The sequence below is a fragment of the Microbacterium suaedae genome, assembly GCF_003254645.1.
GTDB classification, from domain to species: domain Bacteria; phylum Actinomycetota; class Actinomycetes; order Actinomycetales; family Microbacteriaceae; genus Microbacterium; species Microbacterium suaedae.
In genome coordinates, this window is record NZ_PNFD01000001.1 from 179,188 (window position 1) to 200,138 (window position 20,951).

A 20,951-nucleotide genomic window follows, 5' to 3' on the forward strand; every position below is an offset into this window, starting at 1 on the left:
GGTGTGACAGCACCGGCAGATGATCCGATCCGGGTCGCCGTCTCGACCGTGATCTTCTCAGTCCGCGCGGGAGACGACGGCGACGTGCTCATGATCCCGCTCGTGAAGCGCACGCGCGATCCGCACCGGGACATGTGGGCGCTGCCCGGCGGCTGGCTGTGGACGACGGAGGGGCTCGACGACGCGGCCTCCCGCACGCTCGCGGAGACGACGGGCCTCGCCCCCACGTGGCTCGAGCAGCTCTACTCCTTCGGCGACATCGACCGTTCCCCCTCGCGCGTCGTGTCGATCATCTACTGGGCGCTCCTGCGCAGCGATCTCGTCGAGACGCAGCGCGCGAGCGCCGACGCGCCCGAGAACGTCGCGTGGTTCGACGTCGACGATCTGCCGACGCTCGCATTCGACCACAATCGCATCGTCGATTACGCCGTCTGGCGGTTGCGCAACAAGGCCGGATACAGCCGCATCGCTGCGGCCCTGCTCCCGGACGAGTTCACCCTCGCCGAGCTGCGTGCCGTCTACGAGACCGTGCTCGGAAAGCGCCTCGACCCGTCGAACTTCCGGCGCCTGCTCGAGGGATCCGAAGCACTCGTCCCGACCGAGAACTTCCGCACGGGGTCGCATCGCCCCGCGCGCATCTTCCGCTATAACAGCGACATCGACCTCGCCGATCGCGGCCCGCTTCCGCGGTAGTCACTCACCCCTGCGCGGCCTGCAGCTGTTCGGCCGCGAGTGACGCGTACACGCCGCCGCGCGCGATGAGCGCGTCGTGCGAACCGGATTCGACGATCTGCCCGTCCTCGATCACGTGGATCACATCGGCATCGATCACGGTCGACAGGCGGTGCGCGATCGTGACGGTCGTGCGCCCGCGCGCCGCGGAGTCGATCGCCTCCTGCACGACGCGCTCGCTCATCGTGTCGAGCGCGCTCGTCGCCTCGTCGAGCAGGAGCACGGGCGGATCCTTCAACAGGACGCGCGCGATCGCGATCCGCTGCTTCTCGCCACCTGAGAGCCGGTAGCCGCGCTCGCCCGCGATCGTGTCGTATCCGCGCTCGAAGCTCATGATCTTGTCGTGGATGTTCGCCTGCCGGCACGCACGCTCGATCTCGTCATCGGACGCGTCCGGCTTCGCGTATCGCAGATTGTCGCGGATCGACGCGTGGAACAGATAGGTCTCCTGGCTGACGATGCCGACGTGGTCGATGATCGATCCGCTCGCGAGGTCTCGCACATCGCTGCCGGCGAACAGCACCTCTCCCTGGGAGGCCTCGTACATTCTCGGCGTCAGATAGAGCACGGTCGTCTTCCCCGCTCCGGACGGGCCGACGAATGCAACGTGCTGGCCGGGCTCGGCCGTGAACGAGACGCCGTCGAGTGTGGGAGGCGTGTCGTCCGCCGCGTCCGGATAGCGGAAGGTCACGTCGCGGAACTCGATCTTCCCGACCGGTCCGGGCGCATCGGCGACGTCGAGCGCATCGGCGCGATCGGCGATCGCCGGCCGCAGATCGAGGTACTCGAAGATGCGCGCGAACAGCGCCGCGGAGGTCTGCACCTCGAGCGCGACGCGCATCAGGCTCGTCAGCGGCATCATCAGGCGCGTCTGCACGGTCGTGAAGGCGACGATCGCGCCTGCGGTGATGGATCCGATGTCCCCGACGATGAGGAAGCCCGCCGCGAGATAGATGACTGCGGGAACCGACGACATCAGCACCGTCACCACGGCGAAGAACCCCTGGCCGCTCATGGTCTGCCGCACCTGCAGCACGATCTGCCGCGCGTTCTCGTCCGCGTAGCGCGCCGACTCGGCCTTCTGCCTGTTGAAGGACTTCGACAACAGGATCCCCGAGACGCTCAGCGTCTCCTGCGTGATCGCGGTCAGCTCGCTCAGCGACTCCTGCGTTTCGGAGGCGATGCGGGCGCGCACCTGCCCGACGCGACGCTGCACGAGCACGAGGGGCGGCATCACGACGAGGGCGATGATCGTCAGTCGCCAGTCGATCAGCGCCATCGCAACGATGGAGGCGATGACGGTCACGGTGTTGCCGAGGATGCTGGTGACGGTGCTGGTGAGCACACCCGACACGCCCCCGACGTCGTTCTGCAGGCGCGACTGGATCACCCCGGTCTTGGTGCGCGTGAAGAAGCCGAGCTCCATCGACTGCAGGTGATCGAACATGCGGATCCGCAGATCGCCCGTCACGCGATTACCGACGCTCGACGTCATCCACGTCTGCACGACCTGCACGGCGGCGCTCGCGACGTAGAGCCCGATCATGAGCGCGACGAGTCCGCCGAGCAGCGCGAGCCGCACGTCGCCCGACGCGGGAAACAGGGCCTCATCGAAGACTCTCTGGATCACGAGGGGCGGGACGACACCGAGCGCGGCGCCGAGCACGACGAGCAGCGCCGTGACGACGATCCTGGCGCGGTACGGACGGAACAGCGCGACGACGCGGGATCCGAGATCGGGCACCTGCGGCGCCTCGGCGTTCTTCCGACGCTGGGCCCTCTCGTCGATCGGTCGCATCCCCCGCCCTCCGCCCATCGGTCGCACCATGCTCACGGGTCGAGCTTATTGCCCGCCCGGTGTCCCGGCGCCGGGTGATCGTCGGGTGAAATCTTGCGCGGATGGGGAATGTCACGCGAGAGCCCGCGGTTAAACTGGAACGCTGCCTGCGAGGGGTCTTCCGACTGCCCCTGGCCCGAGGCAGATTCACCCTCCTCCCGGGAGTTCGCTTCTCTTGACGACAGATACCGCCACCGTGCGCACGCAGCCCGCGCACGACACCATCGATCCCGCCGGCATGCGCGTGATCTGGCTGCTCCTCATCGCCGCATTCGTCGCGATCCTCAACGAGACGACGATGGCGATCGCGATCCCCGAGCTCAACGCGACGCTCGGGATCCCGCCCGAGCAGGGCCAGTGGCTCACGAGCGCCTTCATGCTCACGATGGCGGTCGTCATTCCGACGACCGGCTTCCTCCTGCAGCGTTTCACCACGCGGCAGGTGTTCCTCGCCGCAATCATCTCGTTCGCGCTCGGCACGGCCATCTGCCTCGTCGCGCCGGGCTTCGGGTTCCTCCTCATCGGCCGCATCGTGCAGGCCGCCGGAACCGGCATCATGATGCCGCTCCTCATGACGACGATGATGAACGTCGTTCCGGCTCATTCGCGTGGCCGCATGATGGGCCGCGTCGGTCTGGTCATCTCGCTCGCACCTGCTCTCGGGCCGACACTCTCGGGTGTCATCCTCGACAATCTCGGCTGGCGCTGGATCTTCGGCATCATCCTCCCCATCGCCCTCGTCGCCATGACCCTCGGTGCGAAGTGGATGACGAACCTCGGCGAGACGACGCAGGCACCGATCGACGTGCTGTCGATTCTGCTCTCGGCGCCCGCCTTCGGCGGCATCGTGTTCGGCCTGAGCCAGCTCGGTGGCGGACACGGCGGCGGGTCGAGCGACTCGAGCGCAACGCCGTGGCTGGTGCTCGCAGGTGGCGTCGTCTTCCTCGGTTTCTTCGTCTGGCGACAGCTCGTCCTGCAGAGGAAGAGCGAGGCGCTCCTGGACCTGCGCGTGTTCGCCTCGCGCAACTTCGTCGTCGCCGTCATCATGATGGCGGTCGTGGCGCTGGCCATGTTCGGAACCTTCTCGCTCCTGCCGCTGTATCTGCAGGATGTCGCGGAGCTCGCGCCGACGCAGGCGGGCCTCGTCCTGCTTCCCGGAGCGGTCCTCATGGGGCTCCTCGGGCCCGTGATGGGACGTATCTACGACGCGCGCGGCCCGAAGACGCTGCTCGTCCCCGGGACGATCATGATCGCGGCGGCGTTGTTCACCTACGCGACCGTGAGCCCGGCGACGCCGACGTGGTTCCTCGTCGTCGTGCAGATCGTGATGTCGCTCGGCCTCGCGAGCTCTTTCACGCCGCTGTTCTCGGCCTCGCTCGGATCCCTTCCGCGGCGCCTGTACTCGCACGGATCCGCCGCGCTCAACACGCTGCAGCAGGTCGGAGGCGCGGCGGGAACCGCCGTCCTGATCGCGATCTACTCCTCCTTCCTGCACGAGGGAGAGGCGCAGGGGCTGGCGACTCCTGAGGCCGGCACGCCGGGCGCGCACGCCGCGTTCTTCACGGCCGCATGCATCGCACTCGTGCCGGTTGTGCTGTCGTTCTTCGTCCGCAAGCCGGAGGAGTCGGAGGCCGGCGCCCCCGCCGCCCACTGACCCGCCGCAATCGAGCCCGCCGCACCTTCGAGGTGCGGCGGGCTTCTGCGTTCGTGGGGACGAGGCCTGCTCGGGTTGGTTGGCGAGTCGTCGCGGCATGCTGCGCAGACGGGCGATTGACAGCGACAAAGATTGTGATACGTTTCAGTCTGGGAAACCGCTTACCGACAGGGATGTCCGGCATTCCCGGCGACGACGCCGTCGCGCTCGATATCAATGGAGATCTCAATGGGCGATACCACTGCGCACCCCACATGGGCGCTGCGAGCTCACGCCGCATGCGAGTGGGTGCTCTGGGTTGTGACGATGAATGCTCTCTGGTGGGTGTTCACCCTCGCGGGCGCCGTCGTGTTCGGCATGGCCCCCGCGACAATCGCGGCAGCCACGCTCACGCGACGCCAGCTTCGTGGCGAGAAGGTCCGCGCACTCCCCGAGTTCGCGGCCGCGTGGCGGCGCGAGTTCCTCCGCGCGAACGGCGTCCTCCTCCCGCTCATCCTCGTCGGCTCCGCGCTTGGGGCGACGGCGTCGACGTCGCTGTCCCTCGGGGAGAACGGGCTGGCGACGGCATCGATCGCCGCGGGAATCGTCGTGGCCGCGGTCGTCCACATCGTCGTCCCGATGTACGTGTCGTATGAGCTTCCGCTGGGCGCCTACCTCACGACCGCCATGCGCTGGGGCGCAGCGAATCTCCCGCACGTCTTCGTCGCGCTGGCTGGCACCGTCCTCGTCGTCGGATCGAGCCTCGCACTCCCCGGGATCATCCCCTTCCTCTCGGTCGGCGCGATCGTCGTCATCGACACCGCCCTCGGCTGCGCATTCTTCCACGCCAACGAGCGCGCGCTCGCCGAGGCCCCCTGACCCTTCACCTCACCCACCACGAGAACACAGGAGTTCCCATGATGAACAAGAAGGCGCGCCTCGGCGCGGTGGCAGGAATCGCCGCGACGGCGGTCACGCTCGCCGGCTGCGGCGGTGGCTCCGATGCCGCAACCGGCCCTCTCGAGTCGCTGACGATCCAGGCGCCGTACCTCAGCACGAACTCGCCCCAGGAGGGCAACGACATCGAGGCGGCGCTCGAGGAGCAGATCGGCATCGATCTCGACATCACCTGGGTTCCCAATTCCTCGTACGAGGATCGGACCAACATCACGCTCGCCGGTGACGATATTCCGGACGTCATGGTCATCCAGGGCAAGACCCCTGGGTTCGTCCGCAACGCCGAAGCCGGTGCGTTCTGGGATCTGACCGACGAGCTCGGCGAGTACGAGAACCTGGCGACGACGTTCCCGGAAACCGAGGCGGCGGCAAGCGTCAACGGCGCCGTCTACGGCGTCTTCCGCGCACGAGACCTCATGCGCGCGACAGCGATCGTCCGAAAGGACTGGCTCGAGAACCTCGGGCTCGATGCGCCCGAGAGCGTCGACGATCTCTACGAGGTCGCGAAGGCGTTCACCGAGGATGACCCCGACGGGAACGGCGAGGACGACACCTACGGCCTCATCATCCCGAAGTGGCCCGGCGCAATCGGATCCAACAGCCCGTACGACGTGATCGAGACCTGGTTCGGCGCGGGAAACAAGTGGACCGAGCGCGACGGCCAGCTCGTGCCGAACTTCACCACCCCCGAGTGGCTTGAGGCAGTCGAGTACGAGAAGAAGCTCGTTGACGAAGGACTCGTGAACGCCGACTTCGCGACGTTCGATTCGGCCGAATGGAACGAGCCGTTCCTGAACGGCGAGGGCGGCATCATCGTGGATGTGCATTCGCGCGCCGGACAGATCATGGGCCTCCTCAAGGAATCGGATCCCGACGGTTTCGGCGACCTCGTCGACATCACCGGCAACCTCGCAGGCCCCGACGGCGAACTGCACGCGCATCCGACAGATGGCTACAGCGGGTTCCTGGCGATCCCGAAGGCCCGCGTGCAGACGCAGGAGCAGCTGCACGAGGTCCTCGCCGTGCTGAACGACCTCAACTCCCCCGAGGTCGGCAAGCTCCTCAACAACGGCATCGAAGGCGTGACCTACGAGCTCGACGGCGAACTCGCCGTTGCGATCGACGACGCACCGCAGCAGCTGAAGGACGACGTCGGCTCCTATGCACAGCTCGGCACGAACGTGACGGGCTTCCAGGGCTACCGCCCCAAGCAGGCGAGCGAGCCCGAACAGGAGCTCTACGACAAGCGCCTGGCGATTGAGGAGCACGACACCGAATACGCCGAGTACAACGCGGCAGCCGCGTACGTGTCGGATACGTACGTTTCCAAGGGAGCGCAGCTCGACATCATCGTCTCCGACGCGCGGCTCAAGTACATCGCGGGTCAGATCTCGCGCGAAGATCTCGAGCAGGAGATCGAGCGCTGGCGCGCCGAGGGCGGCGACACGATCATCCAGGAGATCAACGACCTCGCCGACGGCGAGTGACCACCTCCGTCTGACGCCGGGGCGGGCGGCTCACACCGCCCGCCCCGCACACCGACAGGATCACCCATGGCCACCGTGCTCACTACGCCGCCCTTGCAGTCCGAGAAAACCGAGACCCTCGTCGTGCCCCCGCGCCGCCGGCGCTCGGGGATCCGCGTACACGTCACGCGCTTCAAGTGGCTGTATCTCCTCCTGCTGCCCGGCATCATCTACTTTGCCGTCTTCCGCTACGCGCCGATGTTCGGCGCCGTGATCGCGTTCAAGGACTTCGTTCCCTTCCTCGGCGTCTGGGACAGCCCCTGGGTCGGGTTCGCACACTTCGCCGACTTCTTCGCGAGCCCCGACTTCCCCCGGCTTCTCGCCAACACCCTCATCCTCGCCCTGCTGAGCCTCACGATCGCATTCCCCCTCACGATCGTGATGGCCCTGCTGCTCAACGAGCTGCGCCTCAATCTCCTCAAGCGCACCGTCCAGACGCTCATCTACGTGCCGCATTTCCTGTCTTGGACGGTCGTGGCATCGCTCACGTACCTGCTCTTCGCCCTGGACACCGGCCCCCTCTTCCACTTCATCAACACCGTGCTCGGCACGGACATCGACTTCCTCGCGGACCCCGGCTGGTTCCGCCCGATCATCGTGTTGCAGGAGATCTGGAAGAACACGGGCTGGGGAACGATCATCTTCCTCGCGGCATTGGCGGGAGTCGATCAGGAGCAGTATGAGGCGGCGATCATCGACGGGGCCGGACGCTTTCGCCGCGTCTGGAACATCACTCTCCCCGCGATCCGACCGACGATCATCGTCATGCTGATCCTGCAGATGGGCCAAGTCCTCAACACGGGATTCGAACAGATCTACCTCATGACCAACTCCCTCAACCGCGAGGTCGCCGACGTCTTCGACACCTTCGTGTACTTCATGGGCATCACGCAGGGCTCGTACTCGTACAGCACCGCGGTCGGCCTCTTCAAGGCCCTCGTCGGCGTCGTACTCATCTTCGGTGCCAACTGGTTGTCGCGCCGATTCAACCAGGAGGGGATCTTCTGATGGCGCGCTCCGCCTACCGATTCAACACGCGTGCCGGCAAGGTCTTCGACGTCGTCAACGTCATCGTCCTCATCGCCGTCGGCGTCATCGCCCTGATCCCGTTCGTCTATGTTCTCGCCGGCTCGTTCGCGACCGAGGCCGAGATCGCGACGCGTCCGTTCTTCATCTGGCCCGAGACCTGGAGTCTCCGAGCCTACGATTCGATCCTCACGAGCCCGGCATTCCTCCGCGCGCTCGTCACCACGATCATCGTCACGGCCGTGGGAACCGCTGTCCAGCTCCTGCTCACCGCCTCGATGGCGTATCCCCTGTCGAAGCAGAATCTGCCGGGGCGCCGCCTCATCCTGTCGCTCGTCGTGTTCACCCTGGTGTTCTCCGGCGGCATGATCCCCACCTTCCTCGTCGTGAAGGATCTCGGGCTGCTCAACTCCTACTGGGCCCTCATCCTGCCCCTCGCGATCAATCCCTTCAGCCTCATCATCATCAAGAACTTCTTCCAGCAGCTCCCCAACGAGCTCGAAGAGTCGGCGATGATCGACGGAGCCAACGAGATGCGCACCCTCTGGAGCGTGATCCTGCCGCTGTCGAAGCCCGTCCTCGCGACGTTCGCTCTGTTCTATGCGGTCGGCATCTGGAATGACTTCATGTCACCGCTGCTGTATCTCACCGACAATTCGATGTGGACGCTGCAGATGTTCCTGCGCCAGGTCACGAGCGCCACGGATCTCTCGGTCCTGGAAGACAACCCAGGAGAGATCCCCCCGGCAGAAGGCATCAAGTTCGCCGTGATCATCGTGGCGACGCTTCCGATCCTGCTGTTCTACCCGTTCCTCCAGAAGCACTTCGCCAAGGGCATGCTGATCGGATCCGTGAAGGGATGACGATGGAGACTCTCGTATACCGTAATCCGCTCGCATCGCCCGACGACGTCGCCGACTGGATCGGCGAGGGCCCCGTCGGCGCGTCCGCCGCCGACGGCGCGCTCGAACTCGCCTCGACGGGCGGGACGGACGACCATTTCACCTTCTGGTGTCCGGAGGAGTTCGGCGACCGGATCCGCGTCACGTGGGAGTTCTCCCCCGTCTCGGAGCCCGGCCTCGCGATGCTCTTCTTCGGCGCATCCGCCGTCACGGGCGGCGGCATCTTCGACTCGGGGCTCTCACCGCGCACCGGGGCGTATCCCCAGTACCACTCGGGCGACATCCGCACCCTGCATGTCTCGTACTTCCGCCGCCGCTGGGAGGACGAACGTGCATTCCACACGTGCAATCTGCGCAAGTCTCCCGGCTTCCACCTCGTCGCGCAGGGCGCGGATCCCTTGCCGCCCGTCGTCGACGCGCGGGGCGCCTTCTACCGCATCGAGGTCGTGAAGGATGGCGCGGATGTGAGCTTCCGGATCGATGATCTTCCCCTCTTCTCCTGGTCGGACGACGAGACCACAGGCCCGCGTGCCACCACCGGCCGCATCGGATTCCGCCAGATGGCCCCCCTCGTGGCGCGCTATCGCAATCTGGAGGTGCACGAACTCGCATGACAGACAACGTCTCCGCCCCGCTGCGCTGGTTGCACGATGACCCGCCTCGCGCACCCTTTGAAGGATGCACCTGGGGAGTCCCCCTGCCTCGCGGATCCGCTCACGCGGTCGACGAGCTCTCCGTCGTCGACGCGGCGGGTGCCCCCATCGCGGCGCAGTTCTGGCCGCTCGCGACCTGGCCGGACGGTTCTCTCAAGTGGGTCGGCTCCGCCATCGGCGCCGGATCGCCGCCCGAGAGCGCACGACTCATCACAGACGGGCGAAGGGCCGACGACGTTCACGGCGTCACGACCCACGAGGATGCGGATGTCATCGTCGTCGACAACGGCGTCGTGCGCCTCGAGGTCCCCCGCGAAGGCGACGCGATCTTCCGGCGCCTCGACCGCGGGGACACGACGATCGCCGAGAACGGCCGCCTCATCAGCCTCCTCGCCGGCCCGTCCGACGATGACCTCCCTGCGTCGCGCGCCGCATACCGGTCGCGGACGACTCGCGCGGTCCTCGAACAGGCCGGGCCCGTACGGGCCGTCGTGCGTGTGGAGGGTACGCACCGGGCCGAGGATGGCTCCCGCGAGTGGCTGCCGTTCACGGTACGGTTCGTGCTCCTCTCTAGTGCCGAGACGGTGCGCGTCGTGCACAGCTTCGTCTGGGACGGCGACGCCGAGCGCGACTTCCTCGCGGGGCTCGGGATCACGGCCGACGTCCCCCTGCGCGCCGCGCCCCACGACCGCCACGTGCGCTTCGCGACAGCAGAGGGCGGCGTGTTCGCCGAAGCTGTCCGAGGCGTCACGGGTCTGCGGCGGGACCCCGGTGATGCGGTTCGCGATGCCCAGATCGCGGGCCGCGCCACACCGCCCCTGACGGAGTGGTCGCCGCGCGTCTCCTCACGCCTCGGATTCGTACCCACATGGGCCGACTACTCGCTCTCGCAGCCCACGGCCGACGGGTTCGCCCTTCGGAAACGCACGAAGGCCGGGCATGCGTGGATCGACGCGTTCGCCGGAACCCGTGCCGAGGGACTCGCCTCCCTCAGCGATCCGCACGGCGGCTTCGGAATCGGCGTGCGGGGATTCTGGCAGTCACATCCCGGCCGCCTCGACATCCGCCACGCCGACCGCGCGACCGCGACCGTGACCGCGTGGCTGCACTCCCCCGACGCTCCACCGATGGACATGCGGTTCTACCACGACGGACTCGGCCAGGACGGCTACGCCGATCAGCTCGAAGCGCTGGAGATCACCTACGAGGACTACGAGCCGGGATTCGGCGATGCACACGGGATCGCCCGGACCCACGAGATCACCCTGTTCGCGTGGGAGGCGACACCGTCCGTCGCGGACGTCGCCGCGCACGCGAACCACCTGCAGGATCCGCCCCTCCTCCAGCCGACTCCCGAATGGGTGTGCGGTGCGGGCGTCTTCGGCGATGTCGCCCCTGTCGATCGCTCGACACCGATTTCGGCCGAGATCGAGGACAGCCTCGACCTGCTGCTCGAGTTCTATCTCTCGCAGCCGGAGCAGCGCCGCTGGTACGGCTTCTGGAACTACGGCGACGTCATGCACGCCTACGATTCGGATCGCCACGTCTGGAGATACGACGTCGGAGGATACGCGTGGGACAATTCCGAGCTCTCGCCCGATCTCTGGCTCTGGTACTCGTACCTCCGCACAGGGCGGGCCGACGTCTTCCGCCTCGCCGAAGCGATGACCCGGCACACGGGCGAGGTCGATGTCTACCACTCCGGGCGATTCCGCGGGCTCGGGTCGCGCCACAACGTGCAGCACTGGGGGTGCTCCGCGAAGCAACTGCGCATCAGCAGCCCCGTCTATCGACGCTTCTTCCACTTCCTCACGGCCGACGAGCGCACGGGCGACCTCCTCGACGAGCTCACCGACAGCGACAGGACTTTCCTCGGGCTCGACCCGACGCGGAAGGTGCGACCGGACGCCGCGACCTATCGTCCCGAGCGCTCGGCCCTCGCCGTGGGGCTCGGCACGGACTGGGGCGCCCTCGCCGCGACCTGGCTCTCTGCGTGGGAGCGCAGGGGCGACGAGCATTCGCGCAACCGATTGCTCGGCACGATGGCCGACATCGGCGATCTGCCGCAGGGATTCCTCACGGGTGAGGCGCTGTACGACCTCGACACGGGGCGCTTCGACACGACGCGTGATCAGATCTCCGTCTCGCACCTAAGCGCCGTGTTCGGCCTCGCCGAAATATGCAGTGAACTCATCTCCCTCACCGACATGCCCGCCTTCCGCGACGCCTGGGTGCGGTACTGCCGCCTGTTTCTCGCGTCTCCCGAAGAGCAGGCACGTGAAACCGGGGCCCCGCTCCGGGGAATCCACCTCGAACAGGCGCACTCCCGCCTGGCAGCCTATGCGGCGCGCCAGACGGGCGATCCTGGCCTGCGTGATCTGGCATGGCGTGCCTTCGACGGCGTCGGCGAGTGGCTCGTGCACCGCCGCGAGCTGCGTATCGAACGCATCGATCCCCCCGTCGTCCCCGCGCCCGTCGACGAGATGCCGAGCATCTCCACGAACGACGCGGCGCAATACGGTCTCGCGGCGATCCAGATCCTCGCCCTGCTCGGAGACGAGCTCGTCACGCCGCCCGCGGATCCAACTCCATCCGCGTCGTGAAACGGCGCGTGGCGCCGGTGAAGGGATCCTCGAACTCGAGCCTCTCCGCGAGCAGCTGCAGGGTGTGCGAGAAGTCGTATGGATCCGGATCCACGTCACGCGGGTAGACCGGGTCGCCAAGAATCGGCATGCCGAGCCCATTCATGTGCACGCGCAGCTGATGGGTCTTCCCCGTGTGCGGGGTCAGAGCGACCTCCACCGCCCACCTCACCCCGTGCCGGAACGTGCGCAGGAGGCGGACTGTCGTATGGCTGTTGGGGGCGCCGGGGATCTCGCGCACCGCGCGCTCGCCGTCGATCTTCCGCAGGCGCGTGCGGATCTCGCGTTCTTCGCCCGTCTCGAGCCCGAGCGGAAGCGGATCCCCGTCGCGCCAGCCGTCCGGCGCCCACGCGAGCGCGCGGTACGACTTCCGGATCCCCCTCTGTTGGAACAGCACCTGGTACGCGCCGCGCGTCGCAGGCCGCCGGGAGAGCGCGAGCAGGCCACCCGTCACGCGGTCGAGCCGGTGCATCGCGACGATGTCGTCCTCGCCGCGCTCGACGCGGAGCCGCGTCACGACGCACTCACGGACGAAGACGCCGTTGGGTGTCGAGGCGAGGAAATGCGGCTTGTCCACGACGATCAGGTCGTCGTCCTCGTGCACGACATCGATCTCGAACGGCACCCGATCCTCGTGCGGGGTCGGCTTGTGGAAGAAGTAGAAGCCGCCGGGGATGACGGCATCATCGAGCAGGACGCGCACGCCCGCCTGATCCGTGAGCTCGCCGGGGCCCGTGAAGTAGTCGGCGCCGAGTGCTGCGTCGGCGAGAGCCTGTTCCCGGCCGAGCGTCGTCGGGATGATCGTGCCCTCTAGCCACTCCCGTACGGTCTCGGGCACGGGCAGATGCGCGGCGGCATGCGTCTGCGTGCCACCTGGCGCCCGCAAGCGGGCAGCGGTGATGCCGTCCCGCGGGGGGAGGATCCGTCGTCCGAAGCGCGCCACGATCTCGAGAGCCTAGCGGGCCCTGCTGGGCGGGCCCCGGATCAGCGCCGCTTCATCGTCTCGATCGGCCCCGTGACGCTCAGCTCATCGGCCCAGCAGTCGATCCCCGTCACACCGGGCAGGCGGTCTCGCGTGAAGACCGGATTGCGACCCTCGCGGCGCTGCTGCGTGTAGTCGCGCAGGAGCGCGAAGACGAGGCCCGACAGCAGCGCGAGCGCGACGAGATTGGTGATCGCCATGAATCCCATCACCGCATCAGCGAAACTCCACACGACGTCAGCCGAGAGCACCGAGCCCGTGAGGACAGCGAGGACGACGAGCGTGCGGTATCCGACGAGGACCCCGCGACGCGTGGAGATGAACTCGATCGAGGCCTCGCCGTAGTAGTAGTTGCCGATGATCGAACTGAACGCGAGAAGGAAGATGATGATCGCGAGTGCCGTGAGCGACCAGTCGCCGAGCGTGCCGGCAAGGGCCATCTGGGTGAGGTCGACGCCGACGGGAGCATCGCCGAGATCGGGCACACCGGTGAGGATGATGAACGCCGTGATCGTGCAGACGAGGAACGTGTCGAAGTAGACGCCGAGCGCCTGCACGAGACCCTGCTTGACGGGATGGGTGACGGCGGCGCTCGCACCCGCGTTCGGAGCGGATCCGAGGCCCGCCTCGTTCGAGAACATGCCGCGCTTGATACCCGTGAGGACGATGTAGCCGAACGTGGCGCCGACGACCTCGCTGAAGCCGAACGCCTCCGTGAAGATCATGGAGATCGCGCCGGGGATCTCGCGCCACGACACGGCAACGACGGCGAGTCCGATCAACAGGTAGACGAGCGCCATGAGGGGGACGACCGCCTGGGTGACGGAGGCGATCCGGCGCACACCGCCGAAGACGACGAGCGCTGTGAGCGCCGCGACCACGATGCCGACGATCCACGCGATCATCCCGCTCGCCTCGCCGCCGCTCGCCGACTCGACCACACCGCCCACCGAGGCGGCGATCGTGTTGGCCTGCAGCGAGCTGAACGAGAACGGGAAGCAGATGATGAGGATGATGGCGAACACGACGCCCATCCATCGCGCCTTGAGCCCCCGCTGCATGTAGTAGGCGGGGCCGCCGCGGAAGCCATCCGGATCGCGCACCTTGAACAGCTGCGCGAGGGTCGACTCCGCGAACGCCGACGCCGCGCCGATGAAGGCCATGAGCCACATCCAGAACACGGCGCCGGGCCCGCCGACCGCGATCGCCGTTGCCACGCCCGCGATGTTGCCCGTGCCGACTCGCGAGGCAGCCGAGATCGTGAACGCCTGGAAAGCCGACACCGACTGCGGTTCACCGTCTTCGTCGCGCGGGGTGCGATCCGTGAGCGTGCGGAACATCTCGGGGATGAACCGGAATTGCACGACCCCCGACCGAACGGTCAGATACACCCCGAGCACCACGACGACCGGCAGCACGACCCAGGTCCAGAAGATGTTCCCCTGATCGGCGAACCACGTTGCGAGATTGTCCACCGGGCAAGTATCCACGCCGACGCCCGCGGGAGCCAGAGCGCCGCGCCGGGATCAGTCGGAGACATGCAGGGCAAAGCCCTCGCGTCCGCGCGGTTCGATTCCCTCCTTGAGAGTGAGGGACGGGATCTCGTAGTCGCCGAAGTTCTGCCGACGGAATGGGATCGGCTCCGTTTCCTCGAGGGCGAGCAGGCGCTCCTCCCACGCCCGTGCGACGGCCGGAAAGTCTTCATGCGACAGCCGGTCGCTGCCGTATACGACGAACGGCGGCACGGCCTCGATGCCCGGGTAGAAGAGGATGCCGTGCTGGATCGGGAACAGCAGGTCGTCGATCGGACCGTTGATCCCGCGCGCGGCGTAGTGCGCCTCGGGGCCGCCGATGGTGACCGACAGCAGGGCGCGCCGGCCGGCGAGCGTGCCCTCGCCGTACCGCTCTCCGTACTTTGTGTCGCTGTGCTCGCCGACGCCGTACGCGAAGTGGGAGGTGAAGACACGGTCCACCCAGCCCTTGAGAATCGCGGGCATCGCGTACCACCACAGCGGGAACTGGAAGATGATCGTGTCGGCCCAGAGCAGTTTCTCTTGCTCGGCACGCACGTCCGGCGCGAGAGAACCCGAGTCGAAGGCTCGGCCCGAGTCGCGGGCGACACGCAGCGGTTTCGACGCGGCATCACCGAAGTCCGCCGCGTCGACGAGGGGCTTCCAGCCCATCGCGTACAGGTCGCTCACGCGCACGTCGTGGCCGGCGCGCTCGAGCGTCGTCACGGCGTGACGGGTGAGCGAGCCGTTGAGAGAGCCGGATTCGGGGTGGGCGTGGACGATGAGCGTCTTCATGGGGTCTCCTTCTGTCGAGGTGAGATCCATGTTCCGCCCGTCGCGCCCCGCGCGTTCAGGGGCGGTTCGACCGTCGGACGGGCGATCCTGGTACTGAGGAGACCACCCTCGCGCGCGCCGCGCGGGGCATACTGACCCCATGGACGATCTCGCGGGCTTCCTGCGGACCCGGCGCGCCCGGGTCGATCCGGCGAGTGTCGGAGTGCGCATCGACAACCGCCGCCGGGTCGACGGGCTGCGCCGCGAGGAGGTCGCGCACCTCTCGGGCGTCAGCGTCGATTACTACGTGCGCCTCGAGCAGGGGCGAGCGACGCAGCCGTCCGAGCAGGTCCTCGATGCGCTCGCGCGGGTGCTCGGTCTCGACGAGACGGAGCGCGACCACCTCGTCCGACTTGCGCGACAGCCCCGGCGGCGCGCCAAGGCACCCGCCGGGCGCATACGCCCCGAGCTGACGAGGGTGCTCGATCTCGTCGTCGACGCGCCCGCGTTCATCATGAACCATCGCCTGGACGTGCTCGCCGGCAACCGCCTCGCCTCCCTGCTGTACGGGCGCTCGTTTCCCGGCCTCAACACGGCGCGGCACGTGTTCCTCGAGGAGGCGGAGCGCGGCCTCTACGCCGACTGGGGCACATGTACGGTCGACGCCGTCGGGCATCTGCGCCTCGCCGCCGGCAAGCATCCGGACGATCCGCAGCTGACGTCCCTCATCGGAGAGCTTTCGATGCGCAGCGAGCGCTTCCGTCGGCTCTGGGCGCGGGCCGACGTGCGCGCCCGCACTCACGGCCGCAAGCTCTACCGTCACCCGATGGTGGGGCTCCTTGAGCTGCACCAGGAGAATTTCGCTCTCCCCGACGAGACGGGCATGGAGATGATCGTGCTGTCCGCGACGCCCGGCAGCGCCTCCGCGGACGGCCTGCGCCTACTCGCGGGGCTCGCCGTCCCTTCCACGGCGCGCGCCGAGACTCCCGTCCGCAACTGACGCGCGTTCACCCGCGACGGACGCGGCGCACGCGGTCGGCGTATGCGTCGAGCGCGTCGAGGATACCCCGATGCTGCCAGATTCGATTCCGTGCGGCCCCCGTGCGCTCAGAGAGCACTCCGCGCTCGACGAGCGTATCGAGCGCGCGCTTCGCGGCCACGTCGCCCATTCCGAGACGCTCGCGCACGGCCCGCGAGTTGAGCACGGGCTGTTCGATGAGCAGCGGCAGCACGCGCCAGGCTCCGGCGTCGGAGCGGACGCCCGCCATCAGATCGCCCGCCTCGCGCAGTTCGACCGCCAGCGCGTCGACGAGGTCGCGGCCGACGACGGCGGCCGCGCGGGACGCCTGGGCGAAGCGCCGGACGATCGGTCCCGCGTCGCCGCTCTGATACGCATCGATCGCCGCGAAATAGGTGTCGACATCGGCGAGCAAGCCCGCCGAGATCGGCACCGTCGTCGACGTGACGAGTCCCTTGCCGCGCAGGATCGCGTGCGCGAGTGCGCGGCCCGTCCGCCCGTTTCCATCGGCGAAGGGATGGATCGTCTCGAATTGCGCGTGCAGGATCGCGGCCTGCGCGAGGACCGGCAGGTCGTCGCGCGCCGCGAAGCGGACCGCGTCGTCGATCGCGTCCGGGATCCGCTCGGGAACGGGCCCGACGAAGTCGGCCGTGACCGGTCCGGCGTTTCCGGCTCCGATCCAGACGATGTCCCGGCGCCATCTCCCGGCCTCGTCCTCCATCCCCGACTGTCGCGAGAGCAGCTCGCGATGCATCGAGAGGATCGACGAGGCGTCGAGGCGGCCGGACAGGAGGAGCGCTGCCTCCATCGCCCGCACATTCCCGACGATCGTCGCAGCGTTGCGCCTCTCGCCCTCGCCGATCTCGGCGAGGGCGATCTGCCGCGCCGACGAGGTGAGCTGCTCGATCTGGGAGCTCGACGCCGACTCGGACCTCAGCAGGATCGCGGCCATCGGCGCGAGCACCGGACTGTCGGCCCCGAGCTCGGAACCCGCATAGTTGTCGAAAGCGACGAGTGCACGCGTCGCGTCCTCAATATCGGCGACGTCGGCGCCCGACATGTCGACGGCCGCGTGGGCGATCGCGGCGGGCACGGCCGCGGCATAGGGCCCGGTCTGGCGTCGCAGCTCAGCTCGCGAGTGCTCCCCCGTGTCGACAGGGCGCCACTCGCGCGTCTCCCTGCCGGTCGGCGGCACGGCGAGGACGGCGCCGCCGTCGATGCTCACCGTCCCGACATCGCGTTTCGCCACCATGGCGCCATCTTACTTACATTTAATCCACTAAGTGTCAGCAACGAGTTTGCCGACCTGCGGATCCGGTGCCCCCGGTGGGACTCGAACCCACACTGCGCGAATTTTAAGTTCGCTGCCTCTACCGATTGGGCTACGGGGGCGGAAAAGCGAAGGGCGCTCCCCCACGGTCTGACACCGGGAGGAGCGCCCTGTCGGCGTGGGCGTCAGGCAGCCTTCTGCTCGTCAGCCTGCTCGACCTTCGGCTTCGGACGCGAGGCGTAGGTCTCGAAGAACTCGCGCGGCTTCTGCACCGCGCCGATCTGCACCTGATCGCGACCGAGGAAGAAGTTGTGGTACCAGCCCCACAGCACTCGCCACTTGCGCTCCCACGTCGGCATCGCGAGCCCGTGGTATCCGCGGTGCGCGACCCAGGCGAAGAAGCCCGTGAGGGCGATCTTGCCCGACTGGAACGCACCGTTGTAGAGGCCGAGGCCGGCGACCGCGCCGAGGTTCTTGTGGATGTAGTCGACGGGCTCCTCGCCGCGAAGCGTCGCGACGAGGTTCTTCGCGAGGCGCTTCGCCTGGCGGACGGCGTGCTGCGCGTTCGGCACGCACATGCCGCCGACGCCGCCGCCCGTGAGGTCCGGAACCGCCGCGACATCGCCAGCCGCCCACGCGCCCTCGATGATCTCGCCGTTCTCGTCGACCACGCGCAGATCGCCCTGCGTCGAGATCCGGCCGCGCGCTTCGCGAGGCAGATCGCTTCCGTTGACGACCTGCGGGTTCGCCATAACGCCCGCGGTCCAGATGATGAGGTCGCTCGGGTATTCCTCGCCCGTATTCGTCTTGACCACGCCGTCGGTTGCGTCAGCGACCTGCGTGTCGAGATGCACGTGCGCACCGCGCTTCGCGAGGTCCTTCAGCACGTGCTCGGCGGTCTGGAGCGAGACCTCGGGCATGATGCGCCCCATCGCCTCGATGAGGTGGAACTCGGTCTCGTCGAACGAGATCTCCGGGAACTTCTCGAGCAGCGCGTTCGCGGCGGAACGCAACTCGGCGAAGGTCTCAATGCCCGCGAAGCCGCCGCCGACGACGACCGTGGTGAGCAGACGCTTGCGGAGCTCGCTGCCCTTCGGAAGCGCGGCCGCCTTCTCGAAGTTCGAGATGAGGGTGTCGCGCGCCGCGACCGCCTCTTCGATCGACTTCATCCCGATCGCGTGATCGGCGATGCCGGGAATGGGGAACGTGCGCGAGACAGAGCCGGCGGTCACGACGATCTGGTCGTACTCGTACTCCCAGCTCTCGCCACCCTCGGGCGTGATCGTGGCGGACTTGTTCGCGTGGTCGATGTTCGTGACCTTCGCGCTGATGACCTTGGTCTTCTTCAGGTGACGACGGTGCGAGACGACCGCGTGACGCGGCTCAATCGATCCGGCGGCGACTTCCGGGAGGAACGGCAGGTAGGCCATGTACGGAAGCGGGTCGACGACGACGACCTCGGCTTCACCCGAACGCAGGTGCTTCTCCAGCTTCCACGCGGTGTAGAACCCCGCGTATCCACCGCCGACGATAAGGATCTTGGGCACGGAAGAATCTCTCCTTGGACTTGTCAGGAGCCCGAATCACGATTCGCGCGAAGCGAGCGGATGCGTCGAGTGACTACGACGACGCCGAGCAGGACAAGGATACCAGCGGCCGTCGCTGCGACGAGCGGAAGCGTCACTTCGCGGAGGCTGTCAGCGGACGGGAGCAGCGGACTCCCGGCTTCGGCGGGCGGATCCGGCGGCGGAAGAGCGGGAAGTTCGACGGGCTCCTGCGTGGGCGTGCTGCCGGGATCGACCTCGCCCGCGCTGTCGGCGCTGCGATTGATGCGGATCCAATCCCGCAGCTCGGCGGCCGGGTCGTCGTCCACACGAGGGATTCCGGCGGTGACGGCCTGCTCGGCATCGACCAGCCCGTAGCCGTAGATCGGATCGTGCTCGCCATCCTGCCGAGGCGACGGCACCGCGGTCTGGACGATGCGATTGATGACGTCGCCGGCGCCGAGATCCGGGAACTCCGAGCGGACGAGCGCCGCGATCCCCGCGACGAGCGGCGCCGCGCCGCTTGTTCCCTCGACGGGATCGATCGTCCCGGCGGGCGAGATGCCCAGCAGATCTTCGCTCGGGGCCGACACATCGATCGTGATGCCCTGCGTCGACGCCTCGTAGCTCGCGAATCCTCGCCGATCGACACCGCCGACGACGAGTACGCCGGGAACCGTGGCGGGGGCACCGACGTGCTCTGTACCGCTTCCGCGATTACCCGCGGCAACGACCACGACGACGTCGTGCTCGAACGCGTAGAGGAACGCGTCGTCCCAGCTCTCATCCCACGCGGTCTGGTTCGTCGTGAACGAGAGATTGATGATGTCGGCTCCGTTGTCGACCGACCAGCGGATCGCTTCTGCGACCTGTTCGGAGAACGACACCTCGCTGATGGATCCGAACCCGAGGGAGACCGAGAGGATGTCGGCCTCGGGGGCGACCCCGATCATCCCCTCGTCCTCCTCGGTGCCACGCGCGGCCGCGAGCGAAGCGACCCACGTGCCGTGGCTGCGCGTGTGGACATTCGACCCGAGGGGTGTGCGCCCATCGGGCGAGCCCACACCCGAAACATCCGTGCCTCCGACGACCGCTTCGTCGAGACCCTCGATATCGGAGGCGACGCCGCTGTCGACGACGGCGATCGTGGTCCCCTCGCCTCGCGTCGTCTCCCAGGCGTCCGCGATTCCGTACTGTTCGAGCCAGTACTCGGCGGCACGCGTCGGGTCCTCCGGCTCGGGCGTCTCTGTGGCGGCGGGAGTCGGCCTCGGCGTGCGCCCCGTCTCGTCTTCCGAATCGGTCGCGGCCGACGCAGCAGGCGCCGCAAGTATCGTGCAGAGCACCAGAAGCGCGGCGAGGACCGCGGGCAGCGACCGACGCGGCGCGACCGTCATGTCGTAGTCGCCTCGTCTTCCCGGAGCGCCGCCCCGGGATCGTCGCACTCACAGCGCGCCGGGGACCAGTGCGACCGCTCAAGAGCGAGGTCTCCGATGGGGTTCACCCCCGGCCCTGCCGCGAGGGCGTGACCCGCAAGCGCGTGCAGGCATTTGATGCGCGTCGGCATCCCGCCCGCAGAGATGCCGTCGACCTCGGGAACGTCGCCATACTGCGCACGGTCGACGAGATATGCCTCGTGCGCACGCGTATAGGCCGCCTGCACTTCGTCATTCTCGTGGAGGAGGTCCGTCAGCTCGACCATCACCTGGTCGGCCTCGAGACGGGACATCTCGGCGGTGGCCGCAGGATGGGTGAGGTAGTAGAACGTGGGGAACGGCGTGCCTTGCGGCAGCCGAGGTGAAGTGGCGACGACCGTGGGATTTCCGCACGTGCATCGGGCGGCGATGCCGACCACGCCGCGTGCCTCGCGCCCGAGCTGAGCGCTCACAACGCGGATCTCGGCGGTGCTCACGATGTCGAAAGGAGGTGTCGTCACGTGTGCGAGGC

Annotated in this window: 17 protein-coding genes and 1 tRNA gene; 9 read left to right on the plus strand and 9 right to left on the minus strand. The window is 67.8% G+C overall.

Annotation, left to right across the window (positions count from 1 at the left end):
- Positions 1-3: 3 nt before the first annotated feature.
- A complete protein-coding gene (locus C0012_RS00825) occupies positions 4-693 on the plus strand; it encodes an NUDIX hydrolase (RefSeq protein ID WP_110588644.1) in 690 nt (229 codons plus the stop codon).
- A 4-nt stretch (positions 694-697) separates the two neighbouring features.
- On the opposite strand, the gene C0012_RS00830 is transcribed toward C0012_RS00825, so the two are convergent.
- A complete protein-coding gene (locus tag C0012_RS00830) occupies positions 698-2,548 on the minus strand; it encodes an ABC transporter ATP-binding protein (RefSeq protein ID WP_110588643.1) in 1,851 nt (616 codons plus the stop codon).
- Between the two features lie 259 nt (positions 2,549-2,807).
- Here C0012_RS00830 and C0012_RS00835 point away from each other — a divergent pair, with 259 nt between their 5' ends.
- The 7 genes from C0012_RS00835 (at position 2,808) to C0012_RS00865 (ending at position 11,869) form a co-directional block, all read left to right on the plus strand.
- The gene (locus C0012_RS00835) at positions 2,808-4,223 is read left to right on the plus strand and encodes an MDR family MFS transporter (RefSeq protein WP_110588837.1); all 1,416 of its coding nucleotides are present in this window, start codon (positions 2,808-2,810) and stop codon (positions 4,221-4,223) included.
- A 228-nt stretch (positions 4,224-4,451) separates the two neighbouring features.
- Positions 4,452-5,081: a YesL family protein gene (locus C0012_RS00840; RefSeq protein ID WP_162621815.1), complete on the plus strand. Its 630-nt coding sequence runs from the start codon at positions 4,452-4,454 to the stop codon at positions 5,079-5,081.
- A 38-nt stretch (positions 5,082-5,119) separates the two neighbouring features.
- Complete coding sequence (locus tag C0012_RS00845) at positions 5,120-6,646, plus strand: extracellular solute-binding protein (RefSeq protein ID WP_110588641.1); 1,527 nt, start codon at positions 5,120-5,122, stop codon at positions 6,644-6,646.
- A 66-nt stretch (positions 6,647-6,712) separates the two neighbouring features.
- The gene (locus C0012_RS00850; RefSeq protein WP_110588640.1) at positions 6,713-7,693 is read left to right on the plus strand and encodes an ABC transporter permease; all 981 of its coding nucleotides are present in this window, start codon (positions 6,713-6,715) and stop codon (positions 7,691-7,693) included.
- On the plus strand, positions 7,693-8,574 hold the full coding sequence (locus tag C0012_RS00855; protein WP_110588639.1) for a carbohydrate ABC transporter permease: 882 nt from the start codon (positions 7,693-7,695) through the stop codon (positions 8,572-8,574). The genes C0012_RS00850 and C0012_RS00855 overlap by 1 nt, the downstream gene beginning before the upstream one ends.
- Before the next feature lie 2 nt (positions 8,575-8,576).
- Positions 8,577-9,227, plus strand: coding sequence for a DUF1961 family protein (locus tag C0012_RS00860; RefSeq protein WP_232527726.1), 651 nt, complete (start codon positions 8,577-8,579; stop codon positions 9,225-9,227).
- Positions 9,224-11,869 (plus strand): exo-rhamnogalacturonan lyase family protein, encoded by a 2,646-nt coding sequence (locus C0012_RS00865; protein WP_110588637.1) that lies wholly within the window; start codon positions 9,224-9,226, stop codon positions 11,867-11,869. Before C0012_RS00860 ends, C0012_RS00865 begins: the two co-directional genes overlap by 4 nt.
- Here the strand turns inward: C0012_RS00865 and C0012_RS00870 are convergent.
- Genes C0012_RS00870 through C0012_RS00880 form a run of 3 tightly spaced genes read right to left on the minus strand, consistent with a single transcriptional unit; the run spans position 11,832 to position 15,196 of the window.
- Positions 11,832-12,851, minus strand: a complete 1,020-nt coding sequence (locus C0012_RS00870) for a pseudouridine synthase (protein ID WP_232527727.1) — start codon at positions 12,849-12,851, stop codon at positions 11,832-11,834. The two genes, C0012_RS00865 and C0012_RS00870, sit on opposite strands and share 38 nt — an antisense overlap.
- 41 nt (positions 12,852-12,892) lie before the next feature.
- A complete protein-coding gene (locus tag C0012_RS00875; protein WP_110588635.1) occupies positions 12,893-14,365 on the minus strand; it encodes an alanine/glycine:cation symporter family protein in 1,473 nt (490 codons plus the stop codon).
- 51 nt (positions 14,366-14,416) lie between these two features.
- On the minus strand, positions 14,417-15,196 hold the full coding sequence (locus tag C0012_RS00880) for an NAD(P)H-dependent oxidoreductase (RefSeq protein ID WP_110588634.1): 780 nt from the start codon (positions 15,194-15,196) through the stop codon (positions 14,417-14,419).
- A 139-nt stretch (positions 15,197-15,335) separates the two neighbouring features.
- Between C0012_RS00880 and C0012_RS00885 the strand changes: the two genes are divergently transcribed.
- Positions 15,336-16,175, plus strand: coding sequence for a helix-turn-helix transcriptional regulator (locus tag C0012_RS00885; protein ID WP_110588633.1), 840 nt, complete (start codon positions 15,336-15,338; stop codon positions 16,173-16,175).
- Positions 16,176-16,182: 7 nt separating this feature from the next.
- Here C0012_RS00885 and C0012_RS00890 read toward each other — a convergent pair whose 3' ends face one another.
- From C0012_RS00890 to C0012_RS00910, 5 genes are all read right to left on the minus strand, one after another.
- The gene (locus tag C0012_RS00890; protein ID WP_110588632.1) at positions 16,183-17,445 is read right to left on the minus strand and encodes a Fic family protein; all 1,263 of its coding nucleotides are present in this window, start codon (positions 17,443-17,445) and stop codon (positions 16,183-16,185) included.
- 66 nt (positions 17,446-17,511) lie between these two features.
- Positions 17,512-17,585: transfer RNA gene (locus C0012_RS00895), tRNA-Leu, on the minus strand.
- Between the two features lie 63 nt (positions 17,586-17,648).
- Positions 17,649-19,010 (minus strand): NAD(P)/FAD-dependent oxidoreductase, encoded by a 1,362-nt coding sequence (locus C0012_RS00900; protein WP_110588631.1) that lies wholly within the window; start codon positions 19,008-19,010, stop codon positions 17,649-17,651.
- A gap of 23 nt (positions 19,011-19,033) precedes the next feature.
- Complete coding sequence (locus C0012_RS00905) at positions 19,034-20,401, minus strand: S8 family peptidase (RefSeq protein WP_110588630.1); 1,368 nt, start codon at positions 20,399-20,401, stop codon at positions 19,034-19,036.
- Positions 20,398-20,940: a DUF501 domain-containing protein gene (locus C0012_RS00910; protein ID WP_110588629.1), complete on the minus strand. Its 543-nt coding sequence runs from the start codon at positions 20,938-20,940 to the stop codon at positions 20,398-20,400. Before C0012_RS00910 ends, C0012_RS00905 begins: the two co-directional genes overlap by 4 nt.
- Positions 20,941-20,951 lie beyond the last annotated feature (11 nt).